Origin of the sequence: Lactobacillus sp. ESL0677 (assembly GCF_029392875.1) — a bacterium.
Lineage (GTDB): Bacteria > Bacillota > Bacilli > Lactobacillales > Lactobacillaceae > Lactobacillus.
Map to the genome: position 1 here is coordinate 386,327 of NZ_CP113946.1, position 12,260 is coordinate 398,586.

A 12,260-nucleotide genomic window follows, 5' to 3' on the forward strand; every position below is an offset into this window, starting at 1 on the left:
CTCTATCGCTTAATACAATAGCATGGTTGCACATTTTTTGCTATATAGCAAAAGTTTTTATTTCATGGAGGCGAGGTTAATGGATCAACAATATGAAGAGTTAGATTTAATTGAAGAAATTACCAGAAACGACGGCAGCAAGTACTTTGAAATTTCAAATATTGATCAAAATGGTATTGCAGAATTGGCTGTTGATCATGGCATGATTAAGAATGTCCGGATTTTGCAATTGAATATTCCACGTACTAAAGCGTTGATGACTTATGAAGAATATATTAATAAGAATTATCATCTGGAAACTTTAACTAACGAGGATGATTGGAAAAATCCGAGTTGGGTTGAATGGGATAAGCCAAAGGGCAAAATTCGGGATGCCTATCAGATGATTTTGAAATCTAACCAGATTGGATAAAAGAGCAGCATAATGGAAACACTTCGCATTTTACATACCAATGATTTACACTCGCATTTTGAGCATTTTCCTAAAATTGGGCGGTATTTAAAAGCTGCCCAGCAGGATCAATCGGTTGACCAAGTTTTCACGTTTGATGCCGGTGATTTTATGGATCGTTCGCAGCCACTAACCGATGCAACATATGGTCAAGCCAATATTGATTTAATGAACTCGTTTAATTATGATGCAATTACTATTGGCAATAATGAGGGCATTTCTAATTCTCATGCAGTGGTTGAGCGGCTGTTTGACCGCGCCAAATTTCCGGTGATTTTGGCTAATTTGCGCGAGGAAGATGAGACGTTGCCGCATTGGTGCGTGCAAGATAAAATTCTAACTACTAAAAAGGGCACGCGAATTGCCTTAATTGGTTTGACGGCGGCTTATCCTTTGTCTTATCTGCCTAATCATTGGCATGTTAAGATGTTAAGGGAAACAATGGATGCGGTTTTGCCTGAAATTGAGGGTCAGTACGATGTCTTAATTCTGTTAACCCACATTGGCTTGAACATGGATCGCTTTTTGGCAGAAAATTATCCACAGATTGATCTAATTGTCGGCGGTCACAGCCACGATTTATTAAAGCATGGTGAACAAGTTAATGGCGTCTGGCTGACACAGACGGGCAAGTGGGGTAACTATGTTGGCAATATTCGGTTGGAACTTGATGATCAGCACCACGTGCAAAAGATTGTGCCCCACGTTGAACCAACAAGTCTGATGAAGGCGGAGCCGGATGATGAAGAAGTAATTCAAAGTTATCAAGACCGCGGCCGTGATATTTTAATGCGGGAACAAGTTGCGGATTTACCAAAAAAATTTGCGAATGATCGCGAGGCTACTATTCAAGTGTCGCTTGATGCAATTGCTAATTTTGCTGGGACAGACCTAGCAATGCTCAGTTCGGGCTTGTTTTTAGATCCGTTCAAAAAGGGCATTTTAACAAAATACGATTTACAAAGGAGTTTGCCGCACTCAATGCACGTTGTACGCTCAACCTTAAAAGGCAGCGATTTGTGGCGGTTAGTCATGGAAATTGAAAAAAATCGGCATTTTCTCGATCATTTTCCGTTGCAGGGGATGAGCTTTCGCGGGAAGATTTTTGGGCAAATGCATTATAAGGGGATTAAATTTGACCCGATTAGCCGCGTTGTTTATGTTAATGGCAAGCAGATTGACCCGCTCAAAAAATACGAGATCGCGGTGCTGGACCACTACGTACTAGTGCCGTTTTTTCCGACATTAGCAATTGTGGGCGATAATAAATTTTTATTTCCGCAATTTTTGCGGGAAGTTGTTGGCAGTTATTTAGCCAAAAAATACCCGATTGGTAGGAAGTGAAGTAAATGACGGATAAGACAGTAGCAGATAGTTCAAAAAAGCCGGAACGGAATAATAAGTTTACTGAAGATCAGCCGCTACGCCACCCACTGGCTATTGTTGGCCAAGTTGGCGATCAAGTTAAGATTAACCAGCAGCTTTATCAAATACTTGTTAACAAAAGAGAAGCACTGGATGTTGAGGTTTTGCGGCAAAAGTATGATCCGTTTCTCGATCAATATGACTTTTTGGTGGGGGATGTTTCCAGTGACCATTTACGACTAAAGGGTTTTTATAAAGATAATATGCGGACAGCGATTGACCGCAAGGAGCAGACGATTGCAGATTATTTGATGGAATACTGTAATCCGGGAACAGGTTACTTTATTTTGCAGCTGCTCAGTCCGGTTCATCATTATCACTCTAGCAGTCAGAAAAATTGGCGTGGTAACGGTAACTACCGGCAATCTGGGCACAGACGAACTGGTGCGCGTTTTAAGAAGACAGTCGTATTTAAAAAGCGGCGAGTGCATAAGACCACTTTTAAGAAAAAAGAAACGGTTGCGGTTAAAAAAGAACACAGCAATCATCACTCTTTTGTAATTAAAAAGAGAAAGGGCAGCAAGTAAGTGAAAGATTATCAATTATTTTTGATTGACCTTGATGGTACGATTTATCGCGGCAAGGATACAATTGCTGCAGGTGTGCGTTTTGTTCATCGGTTAGAGCAAGTAGGCAAGGATTATTTATTCTTGACCAATAACACCACGAGAACGCCGCAGATGGTCGTGGATAAGTTGGCGGGTCATGGGATTAAGACGGACATAGAACACGTTTATACGCCTTGTATGGCGACTGTGAGCTATCTTAGAAGGCAGAATCTGCAATTGACACCATTGAAATTTTATTTAATTGGTGAGATTGGCTTGTGGCATGAATTTTTGCAGCAAAAAGATTTTGAATTAGACCCGCGCCACCCAGACTATGTCATTGTGGGGATGGATCGCGATTTAACGTACCGGAAGGTTCAAATTGCTGCTGACGCTATCAGAAGTGGCGCAACGTTTATTGGAACTAATGCTGACGTTAATTTACCTAGCGATGAAGGATTATTGCCGGGAAATGGGTCGCAGTGTGCGATGATTGCGGTTTCTAGTGGTCAAGAACCGTTGTATATTGGTAAGCCGTCAGCGATTATTGTTGAGATGGCGCTGGCCAAAATGAAGTGCTCCAAGGAGCGCGCGATTTTAGTTGGCGATAATTATGATACTGATATTAAGGCCGGTTTTAATAGCCAAGTTGACCAATTATTAGTAACCACTGGAATTACGCAGCCGCGCGATATTAAGGATAAGCGGCAACCAACTTATGTCGTTGGCAGTTTGGATCAATTTGAATTATGAACAAGCAAAATAGTATTCTGACGATTATTTATCATTTCGTATTTGCAATTACGAGTAGCGTAGTGGGTGCAATTGTTGCTAGTTGGCCGCTGCTTTTGGTGTTTATTGTTGTCCAAAAAACAAACAAAACGGTGAAACTGACGATTGGTCAAGTAATGCACAATTATAATCAACTGATGTGGTATTTGGTTTGGCCGTTTAAGCATGTATTGCACATGCGTGACTTGCCAACTTCGCCGATGGCAGCACAGCACTTTGCGGCAGTAAAGAAGCTGTTTATCTTGGCAATTGTTGCCTTTTTGTGTTGTCTGGCAATTTATTTTTGGGGTCGGCGACAAAAAGGTAATGTGCTAAAGCTAAATAAAGTTTGGGCACTACTATTTTTACTATTGCCGATTGCAATTTTGCCATTTGCCGTGACAAACTTTGACAGTTTCTTCGTTTTGTTTCACCATGTGCTGTTTGCGGGTAGTAATACGTGGTTATTTGACCCAGCAACTGATCCGATTATCAATGTGCTAACAGAAGGTTTTTTTGCCTCGTGTTTTGCGGTTGGTGGAATTATTTATGAATTATACTTTGCTGAAAAATTATTACAGCGTTAAAAAAGGAGTTCCCTTAGTGGAACTCCTTTTTTGGTGTGATGCGTTTTTTTAATGCAACAATTAAAATCGGAATGACAGAAATCAAGATTATAGCTAGGATTAAAATTGAAAAATGGTTCCTGACAAACGGGATGTTGCCGAAGAAAAAGCCAATGGTGGTGAACACACCGCACCAGAGAATGCCGCCGACAATGTTGTATGCCGCGAATTTACCGTAGTGCATTTTGCTGCCGCCGGAAATGAAAGGAACAAAGGTCCTAATGAACGGGATAAAACGTCCGATTACAATGGTGATTGGACCGTGACGTTCAAAAAACTTTTCGGCTGCTAGGCGATTTTTTTGGTTAATTAACTTATTAAACCAAGCATAATGGCTGCCGGCATTAATAGATCGGGCGCCAAGCTCATAATTGCATGCATCACCTAGGACCGCCGCTAGCAGAACCGTTAGGTACACTAGCCAAATATCAAGTTGATATTTCGGATTAACGGCCATTGAACTCGCTGCAAAAATAAGCGAATCCCCGGGTAAAAACGGAAAGATGACCAGACCGGTTTCAATAAAAATAATGCCAAATAGGATGAGGTAGGTCCAACCGCTAAACTGACTGACGATTGTGATTAGGTGGTGATCAATGTGCAAGATAAAGTTGATTAACGCCATAAAGTCTCCTAAATACTGGTTGAGTGGATGGTTAAAGTTTTCTCTGGGAAAAGTGACCGCATAATTGAAGTAATTGCAATTTGCGCTTCACCAAAACCAAGGCCAATCACGGGTACGCGCCCGGGATATGTAGCGGCATCACCGACAGCATAAATCCCAGGGACATTAGTTTTCATTTCTTGTCCAACCTTAATCTGCCCGCCGGCAATGTCAACGCCCCATTGTTTAACAAAATTATTGTTGGCACGAAAACCATAAGCAACCACAATTTCATCAAATGAATGTTGAATAATGTCAGATTGACCTATTTGTTTTAGGCCAATTTGCAATTGATTATTCACTAACGAACTGACTTTAGGAAGGTAAGGGGTTAGAATTTCAACATTTTTTAAACTTTTAAGTTGCTGAATGCTGGATTCTAAACCGCGAAATTCGTTTCGCCGGTGGACGAGCTTAACGTGTGTGTTAGGCTGCTGGGCTAATTCGAGCGCCCAATCAAGTGCCGAATCACCGCCGCCAAAAATGCCAACTGTTTTATCGGCAAATTTTTCAGGCTCCCTTATATAGTAGTGAATATGTTTTTCACTCTCATTGTCCACTTTAAGTGGGAACTTTTTAGGTGTAAACGAACCAGTACCGCTGGCAATAATGATACTTTTGACGGCGAATTCATCGTCAATAATGAAATAATCGTCATCTTTCGTAATCTCACTAACGCGGTGGTTTAGTGCAAAAGTTGCTTTTGTCTTTGTTTCTTTTGCTAAACGTTCAACTAATTCTTTACCCGTAATTTCATCAAAAACAGGGATGTCAAAAATTTTTTTGAACGGATAAAGCAGTTTTGGTTGCCCACCAACTTCCGTTAATGAGTCAAAAATGACGGTTTTTAGTCCATGCAAGTGAGCAAAATTCGCACTGAAGAGACCAATTGGACCTGCCCCCACGATTGCTATATCAAATTTTTTTATTTTAAAAACTCCCCTCTAAACGTTGATATAACAACTTTAACATGAAATCAGAAGTAAGTCATTTTAATAAATTGAAAAAAAAGCTTGCAAAAGCAGGAACAAGTTGGTAATATTAATAACTGTCGTCGGGCAAGACAAGTCAAAGTTTGTCAGAGCGGGCGGCGAAATAAAACTAAACCAAAGTCTTGACAAGAAGAGCTAGGTTTAGTAAGATAATAAACGCTGCTGAGGGAAAGCAAAACTTCTTCAGTGGTGGGGCAGAAAAAAGTTCTTGACAAAAGAAAGAACATCTGCTAAAATTAAACAAGCGCGGTTGTAAAGCTATTTACAGCAGCGGGTAGTACCTTGAAAACTGAACAATGTTTTCGCAAAGTGTGCGGGTGTAAGAACCCAAAACAAAAAAGCGAAGTCAATTTCGCAAGCAAATAAATCCGAGATGCAAATCTTGGAACGAATGAGCAAACATTCAAACAAACATTAAAAATGAGAGTTTGATCCTGGCTCAGGACGAACGCTGGCGGCGTGCCTAATACATGCAAGTCGAGCGAGCAATTTTAATTGAATACTTTCGGGTAGGATGTTAAAAGCGCGAGCGGCGGATGGGTGAGAACACGTGGGTAACCTGCCCTCTAGATTGGGATACCATTTGGAAACAGATGCTAATACCGAATAAGAAGTAAGATCACATGATCTAGCTATGAAAGGCGGCTTTTGAGCTGTCACTAGAGGATGGACCCGCGGTGCATTAGCTAGTTGGTAAGGTAACGGCTTACCAAGGCGATGATGCATAGCCGAGTTGAGAGACTGAACGGCCACATTGGGACTGAGACACGGCCCAAACTCCTACGGGAGGCAGCAGTAGGGAATCTTCCACAATGGACGCAAGTCTGATGGAGCAACGCCGCGTGAGTGAAGAAGGTTTTCGGATCGTAAAGCTCTGTTGTTGGTGAAGAAGGATAGTTAGAGTAACTGCTAATTATTTGACGGTAATCAACCAGAAAGTCACGGCTAACTACGTGCCAGCAGCCGCGGTAATACGTAGGTGGCAAGCGTTGTCCGGATTTATTGGGCGTAAAGCGAACGCAGGCGGGAAGACAAGTCAGATGTGAAAGCCCTCGGCTCAACCGGGGAATTGCATCTGAAACTGCCTTTCTTGAGTGCAGAAGAGGAGAGTGGAACTCCATGTGTAGCGGTGGAATGCGTAGATATATGGAAGAACACCAGTGGCGAAGGCGGCTCTCTGGTCTGTAACTGACGCTGAGGTTCGAAAGCATGGGTAGCGAACAGGATTAGATACCCTGGTAGTCCATGCCGTAAACGATGAGTGCTAAGTGTTGGGAGGTTTCCGCCTCTCAGTGCTGCAGCTAACGCATTAAGCACTCCGCCTGGGGAGTACGACCGCAAGGTTAAAACTCAAAGGAATTGACGGGGGCCCGCACAAGCGGTGGAGCATGTGGTTTAATTCGAAGCAACGCGAAGAACCTTACCAGGTCTTGACATCTAGTGCAATTCATAGAGATATGAAGTTCTCTTCGGAGACACTAAGACAGGTGGTGCATGGCTGTCGTCAGCTCGTGTCGTGAGATGTTGGGTTAAGTCCCGCAACGAGCGCAACCCTTATTATTAGTTGCCAGCATTAAGTTGGGCACTCTAATGAGACTGCCGGTGACAAACCGGAGGAAGGTGGGGACGACGTCAAGTCATCATGCCCCTTATGACCTGGGCTACACACGTGCTACAATGGTTAGTACAACGAGGAGCGAACCTGTGAAGGCAAGCGAATCTCTTAAAGCTAATCTCAGTTCGGATTGCACTCTGCAACTCGAGTGCATGAAGCTGGAATCGCTAGTAATCGCGGATCAGAACGCCGCGGTGAATACGTTCCCGGGCCTTGTACACACCGCCCGTCACACCATGAGAGTCTGTAATACCCAAAGCCGGTAGGATAACCCTTCGGGGAGTCAGCCGTCTAAGGTAGGACAGATGATTAGGGTGAAGTCGTAACAAGGTAGCCGTAGGAGAACCTGCGGCTGGATCACCTCCTTTCTAAGGAAGAGCGAATAGGTGGAGAGTAGGGATACTAAAGGAAGCCTAGGAGCAACGGAAGCACACGGAGCGAGAACATTGTTTAGTTTTGAGGGTAGTACCTCACAGCAGAATAAAGAACAGATACGCAAGAGACGGGCCTATAGCTCAGTTGGTTAGAGCGCACGCCTGATAAGCGTGAGGTCGATGGTTCAAGTCCATTTAGGCCCATTGACATCAGGTTATTGACTGTCGCAGAAGAGTATTTGGGGGCTTAGCTCAGATGGGAGAGCACCTGCTTTGCACGCAGGAGGTCATCGGTTCGATCCCGTTAGCCTCCATTGAGTCGAGAGACTCATGGTTAGTACATTGAAAACTGAATATAATCCAAGAAAAAACCGAGAGACAATCAAAGAGATAAGAAACAGATTGCAAGAGCGACCGAGAGAGTAGATCTTAAGAGTAAGGTCAAGTAAAGAAGGGCGCACGGTGAATGCCTAGGCACAAGAAGGCGAAGAAGGACGCGACGAACGGCGAAATGCTTCGGGGAGCAGTAAGTACGCAGAGATCCGGAGGTATCCGAATGGGGGAACCCAGTATGAGCAATCATATTACTAGCTGATGAATACATAGTCAGGTAGGGCAAGACGCAGTGAACTGAAACATCTAAGTAGCTGCAGGAAGAGAAAGAAAAATCGATTTCCCTAGTAGCGGCGAGCGAAGAGGAAAGAGCCCAAACCGGTTGATTTATCAATCGGGGTTGTAGGACTGCAAGAAGGTAGTGGCAGAGATAGCAGAATTATCTGGGAAGGTAAGCCAGAGAGGGTGAGAGCCCCGTAAGCGAAATTGAAGTCACGCCGAGCAGGATCCTGAGTAGGCCGGAACACGAGGAATTCCGGTTGAAGCAGCGAGGACCATCTCGCAAGGCTAAATACTAATTTGTGACCGATAGTGAACCAGTACCGTGAGGGAAAGGTGAAAAGAACCCCGGAAGGGGAGTGAAAGAGAACCTGAAACCGTGTGCTTACAAGTAGTCAGAGCCCATTAAAGGGTGATGGCGTGCCTTTTGTAGAATGAACCGGCGAGTTACGTTAACTAGCGAGGTTAAGTCAGAAAAGACGGAGCCGCAGCGAAAGCAAGTCTGAAGAGGGCGAGATAGTTAGTTGATGTAGACCCGAAACCAAGTGACCTACCCATGGCCAGGTTGAAGGTGCGGTAAAACGCACTGGAGGACCGAACCCACGTAAGTTAAAAATTGCGGGGATGAGCTGTGGGTAGCGGTGAAATTCCAAACGAACTTGGAGATAGCTGGTTCTCTCCGAAATAGCTTTAGGGCTAGCCTGGTGCGAGGATGATAATGGAGGTAGAGCTCTGTTTGGACGAAGGGCCCGTCAGGGGTTACTGAATTCAGATAAACTGCGAATTCCAGATATCAAAGCACTGGAGTCAGACTGCGAGTGATAAGATCCGTAGTCGAAAGGGAAACAGCCCAGATCACCAGTTAAGGTCCCAAAATCTATGCTAAGTGGAAAAGGATGTGGAGTTGCGTAGACAACTAGGATGTTGGCTCAGAAGCAGCCATCATTAAAAGAGTGCGTAATAGCTCACTAGTCGAGTGACGCTGCGCCGAAAATTTACCGGGGCTAAGCATAGTACCGAAACTGTGGATGTGTAGTAATACACGTGGTAGGAGAGCGTTCTAAGTGCGGTGAAGGCTAATCGAGAGGATAGTTGGAGCGCTTAGAAGTGAGAATGCCGGTATGAGTAGCGAAAGATAGGTGAGAATCCTATCCGCCGAAAGACTAAGGTTTCCTGGGGCAGGCTCGTCCGCCCAGGGTAAGTCGGGACCTAAGGTAAGGCCGAAAGGCGTAGCCGATGGACAACAGGTAGAGATTCCTGTACTGCGTTAAATCGTTAATAGCGAAGGAGGGACGCAGGAGGCAAGGAACGCATGGCGCTGGAAGCCATGTTCAAGCGATAAGTGAGAGAGTGAGTCAAATGCTTGCTTTCGATAATCACAAGTCGTGAAGAGGAGCGAAATAAAGTAGCGAAGGTTCTGTAGTCACACTGCCAAGAAAAGCTTCTAGTGAGAGATAACGTACCCGTACCGCAAACCGACACAGGTAGTCGAGTGGAGAACACTAAGGTGAGCGAGAGAACTCTCGTTAAGGAACTCGGCAAAATCGCCCCGTAACTTCGGAAGAAGGGGTGCTGGTGTAAGAGCCAGCCGCAGTGAATAGGCCCAAACAACTGTTTATCAAAAACACAGGTATCTGCAAAGTCGTAAGACGACGTATAGGTGCTGACACCTGCCCGGTGCTGGAAGGTTAAGGAGAGAGCTTAGTCGAAAGACGAAGGTTCGAACTGAAGCCCCAGTAAACGGCGGCCGTAACTATAACGGTCCTAAGGTAGCGAAATTCCTTGTCGGGTAAGTTCCGACCTGCACGAAAGGTGTAATGATTTGGGCACTGTCTCAACGAGAGACTCGGTGAAATTATAATACCCGTGAAGATGCGGGTTACCCGCGACAGGACGGAAAGACCCCATGGAGCTTTACTGCAATTTGATATTGGGTAGCTGTTAAACATGTACAGGATAGGTAGGAGCCAGAGAAGATAGGACGCTAGTCTTATTGGAGGCAATGTTGGGATACTACCCTTGTTTGATGGCTACTCTAACTAGTATCTCTAAGCGAGATATAGGACAGTGTCAGATGGGCAGTTTGACTGGGGCGGTCGCCTCCTAAAGAGTAACGGAGGCGCCCAAAGGTTCCCTCAGAATGGTTGGAAATCATTCACAGAGTGTAAAGGTATAAGGGAGCTTGACTGCGAGAGAGACAACTCGAGCAGGGACGAAAGTCGGGCTTAGTGATCTGGTGGTACCGCATGGAAGGGCCATCACTCAACGGATAAAAGCTACCCTGGGGATAACAGGCTTATCTCCCCCAAGAGTTCACATCGACGGGGAGGTTTGGCACCTCGATGTCGGCTCGTCGCATCCTGGGGCTGAAGTTGGTCCCAAGGGTTGGGCTGTTCGCCCATTAAAGCGGCACGCGAGCTGGGTTCAGAACGTCGTGAGACAGTTCGGTCCCTATCCGTCGTGGGCGTTGGAAATTTGAGAGGAGCTGTCCTTAGTACGAGAGGACCGGGATGGACATACCGCTGGTGTACCAGTTGTCTTGCCAAAGGCATAGCTGGGTAGCTAAGTATGGCAGGGATAAGCGCTGAAAGCATCTAAGTGCGAAGCCCCCCTCAAGATGAGATTTCCCATACGAAAGTAGTAAGACACCTCTAAGACTAAGAGGTAGATAGGCTAGGAGTGGAAGAGTCGTGAGACTTGGAGCGGACTAGTACTAATCAGTCGAGGACTTGACCAGAGCTTGAGCAGTCTGGGATTGCGGAACAGTTTTTTCAAGAGATTATATTTAGTTTTGAGTGTAAGAACTCAAAAGAAAAAGTACGGTGGCAATAGCAAGAAGGAAACACCTGTAACCATGTCGAACACAGCAGTTAAGCTTCTTCACGCCGAGAGTAGTTGGTGGGAGACTGCCTGCGAGGGTAGGACGCTGCCGTGCTTTGGAGGATTAGCTCAGCTGGGAGAGCATCTGCCTTACAAGCAGGAGGTCACAGGTTCGAGCCCTGTATCCTCCATACCGAGTCGTTAGCTCAGTCGGTAGAGCATCTGACTTTTAATCAGAGGGTCGACGGTTCAAGCCCGTCACGACTCATGGCCCCATTTTGCGGGTGTGGCGGAATTGGCAGACGCGCTAGATTTAGGTTCTAGTGTTTCAGGACGTGTGGGTTCAAGTCCCACCACCCGTATTTGCCAATATTATATACCATATTTACATCTTGCCGATTTAGCTCAGTTGGTAGAGCATCTGTCTTGTAAACAGGGGGTCGTACGTTCAAATCGTATAATCGGCATTTATATATTACGCGGAAGTAGTTCAGTGGTAGAACATCACCTTGCCATGGTGGGGGTCGCGGGTTCGAATCCCGTCTTCCGCTTTCATTACTTGCCGGGGTGGCGGAATTGGCAGACGCACGGGACTTAAAATCCCGCGGTTGGTTTCAACCGTACCGGTTCGACTCCGGTCCTCGGCATATAATGACGCGCCCTTAGCGCAACTGGATAGAGTGTCTGACTACGAATCAGAAGGTTGAAGGTTCAAATCCTTCAGGGCGCATTATCTCGGGAAGTGGCTCAGTTTGGTAGAGCACCTGGTTTGGGACCAGGGGGTCGCAGGTTCGAATCCTGTCTTCCCGATTGTAATCTTAATATATAATTTAGTGATTGCTTTTTGGCGGTGTAGCTCAGCTGGCTAGAGCGTCCGGTTCATACCCGGGAGGTCGAGGGTTCGATCCCCCCCGCCGCTATACTAGAGCTTGGACCTTTAGCTCAGTTGGTTAGAGCAGACGGCTCATAACCGTCCTGTCGTAGGTTCGAGTCCTACAAGGTCCATAAACTGGATTTTGTACTTTTATTCTTTATAATATCGCGGGATGGAGCAGTTAGGTAGCTCGTCGGGCTCATAACCCGAAGGTCGGTGGTTCAAATCCATCTCCCGCAATATGGTCCATTGGAGCAGTGGTTTATCTCGTCTCCCTGTCACGGAGAAGATCATCAGTTCAAATCTGATATGGACCGTAAGATGGCTCGGTAGCTCAGTTGGTAGAGCAAAGGATTGAAGCTCCTTGTGTCGGCGGTTCGATTCCGTCCCGCGCCATTATTGATAATTTGTTTGTTGCGGGTATGGTTTAGTGGTAAAACGAAAGCCTTCCAAGCTTTAGTCGCGAGTCCGATTCTCGTTACCCGCTT

At 45.5% G+C, this 12,260-nt stretch carries 7 protein-coding genes, 16 tRNA genes and 3 rRNA genes; 24 read left to right on the forward strand and 2 right to left on the reverse strand.

The features are described from left to right. Positions 1 to 79: 79 nt before the first annotated feature. Genes OZX76_RS01990 through OZX76_RS02010 form a run of 5 tightly spaced genes read left to right on the forward strand, consistent with a single transcriptional unit; the run spans position 80 to position 3,782 of the window. Positions 80 to 412, forward strand: coding sequence for a hypothetical protein (locus OZX76_RS01990; RefSeq protein WP_277180519.1), 333 nt, complete (start codon positions 80 to 82; stop codon positions 410 to 412). 12 nt (positions 413 to 424) lie between these two features. Further along, positions 425 to 1,795 carry a bifunctional UDP-sugar hydrolase/5'-nucleotidase gene (locus OZX76_RS01995; protein WP_277180521.1) on the forward strand — a complete coding sequence of 457 codons (1,371 nt, stop codon included), beginning with the start codon at positions 425 to 427 and terminating at the stop codon, positions 1,793 to 1,795. A gap of 5 nt (positions 1,796 to 1,800) precedes the next feature. Next, positions 1,801 to 2,403, forward strand: coding sequence for a YutD family protein (locus OZX76_RS02000; protein WP_277180523.1), 603 nt, complete (start codon positions 1,801 to 1,803; stop codon positions 2,401 to 2,403). Then, positions 2,404 to 3,177, forward strand: a complete 774-nt coding sequence (locus tag OZX76_RS02005) for a TIGR01457 family HAD-type hydrolase (protein WP_277180526.1) — start codon at positions 2,404 to 2,406, stop codon at positions 3,175 to 3,177. It begins immediately after the preceding gene. Then, positions 3,174 to 3,782, forward strand: a complete 609-nt coding sequence (locus OZX76_RS02010) for a TIGR01906 family membrane protein (protein ID WP_277180528.1) — start codon at positions 3,174 to 3,176, stop codon at positions 3,780 to 3,782. The genes OZX76_RS02005 and OZX76_RS02010 overlap by 4 nt, the downstream gene beginning before the upstream one ends. A 13-nt stretch (positions 3,783 to 3,795) precedes the next feature. On the opposite strand, the gene OZX76_RS02015 is transcribed toward OZX76_RS02010, so the two are convergent. Beyond that, complete coding sequence (locus tag OZX76_RS02015; protein ID WP_277180529.1) at positions 3,796 to 4,446, reverse strand: VTT domain-containing protein; 651 nt, start codon at positions 4,444 to 4,446, stop codon at positions 3,796 to 3,798. Positions 4,447 to 4,454: 8 nt separating this feature from the next. Then, positions 4,455 to 5,390, reverse strand: coding sequence for an NAD(P)/FAD-dependent oxidoreductase (locus OZX76_RS02020; RefSeq protein WP_277180531.1), 936 nt, complete (start codon positions 5,388 to 5,390; stop codon positions 4,455 to 4,457). A gap of 503 nt (positions 5,391 to 5,893) precedes the next feature. Between OZX76_RS02020 and OZX76_RS02025 the strand changes: the two genes are divergently transcribed. From OZX76_RS02025 to OZX76_RS02115, 19 genes are all read left to right on the forward strand, one after another. Beyond that, positions 5,894 to 7,460, forward strand: a 16S ribosomal RNA gene (locus OZX76_RS02025). A gap of 136 nt (positions 7,461 to 7,596) precedes the next feature. After that, a tRNA-Ile gene (locus tag OZX76_RS02030) sits at positions 7,597 to 7,670 on the forward strand. A 37-nt stretch (positions 7,671 to 7,707) separates the two neighbouring features. Then, a tRNA-Ala gene (locus OZX76_RS02035) sits at positions 7,708 to 7,780 on the forward strand. A 125-nt stretch (positions 7,781 to 7,905) separates the two neighbouring features. Then, a 23S ribosomal RNA gene (locus OZX76_RS02040) occupies positions 7,906 to 10,815 on the forward strand. A gap of 81 nt (positions 10,816 to 10,896) precedes the next feature. Next, positions 10,897 to 11,013: ribosomal RNA gene (rrf, locus tag OZX76_RS02045) — 5S ribosomal RNA — on the forward strand. Together the 16S, 23S and 5S rRNA genes with 16 tRNA genes alongside form the textbook arrangement of a ribosomal RNA operon. 3 nt (positions 11,014 to 11,016) lie before the next feature. After that, a tRNA-Val gene (locus OZX76_RS02050) sits at positions 11,017 to 11,089 on the forward strand. A 4-nt stretch (positions 11,090 to 11,093) separates the two neighbouring features. Next, positions 11,094 to 11,166, forward strand: a tRNA-Lys gene (locus OZX76_RS02055). A gap of 12 nt (positions 11,167 to 11,178) precedes the next feature. Beyond that, a tRNA-Leu gene (locus OZX76_RS02060) sits at positions 11,179 to 11,260 on the forward strand. A 32-nt stretch (positions 11,261 to 11,292) separates the two neighbouring features. Continuing rightward, positions 11,293 to 11,365 (forward strand) — tRNA-Thr (locus tag OZX76_RS02065). A 12-nt stretch (positions 11,366 to 11,377) separates the two neighbouring features. Then, positions 11,378 to 11,449, forward strand: a tRNA-Gly gene (locus OZX76_RS02070). A 10-nt stretch (positions 11,450 to 11,459) separates the two neighbouring features. Further along, a tRNA-Leu gene (locus tag OZX76_RS02075) sits at positions 11,460 to 11,545 on the forward strand. Between the two features lie 9 nt (positions 11,546 to 11,554). Further along, a tRNA-Arg gene (locus OZX76_RS02080) sits at positions 11,555 to 11,628 on the forward strand. A 6-nt stretch (positions 11,629 to 11,634) separates the two neighbouring features. Next, positions 11,635 to 11,708: transfer RNA gene (locus OZX76_RS02085), tRNA-Pro, on the forward strand. Between the two features lie 36 nt (positions 11,709 to 11,744). Continuing rightward, positions 11,745 to 11,818, forward strand: a tRNA-Met gene (locus OZX76_RS02090). A gap of 11 nt (positions 11,819 to 11,829) precedes the next feature. Beyond that, a tRNA-Ile gene (locus tag OZX76_RS02095) sits at positions 11,830 to 11,903 on the forward strand. Between the two features lie 35 nt (positions 11,904 to 11,938). Next, positions 11,939 to 12,012, forward strand: a tRNA-Met gene (locus tag OZX76_RS02100). Between the two features lie 3 nt (positions 12,013 to 12,015). After that, positions 12,016 to 12,089 (forward strand) — tRNA-Asp (locus OZX76_RS02105). Positions 12,090 to 12,095: 6 nt separating this feature from the next. Continuing rightward, a tRNA-Phe gene (locus OZX76_RS02110) sits at positions 12,096 to 12,168 on the forward strand. A 20-nt stretch (positions 12,169 to 12,188) separates the two neighbouring features. Continuing rightward, positions 12,189 to 12,259 (forward strand) — tRNA-Gly (locus OZX76_RS02115). Position 12,260: the final 1 nt, after the last annotated feature.

Bases quoted from the DNA above. Each gene is read 5' to 3' on its own strand.
- OZX76_RS02010 (WP_277180528.1), top strand. From the start codon at position 3,174: ATGAACAAGCAAAATAGTATTCTGACGATTATTTATCATTTCGTATTT.
- OZX76_RS02015 (WP_277180529.1), bottom strand. From the start codon at position 4,446: ATGGCGTTAATCAACTTTATCTTGCACATTGATCACCACCTAATCACA.
- OZX76_RS01995 (WP_277180521.1), top strand. From the start codon at position 425: ATGGAAACACTTCGCATTTTACATACCAATGATTTACACTCGCATTTT.
- OZX76_RS01990 (WP_277180519.1), top strand. From the start codon at position 80: ATGGATCAACAATATGAAGAGTTAGATTTAATTGAAGAAATTACCAGA.
- OZX76_RS02000 (WP_277180523.1), top strand. From the start codon at position 1,801: ATGACGGATAAGACAGTAGCAGATAGTTCAAAAAAGCCGGAACGGAAT.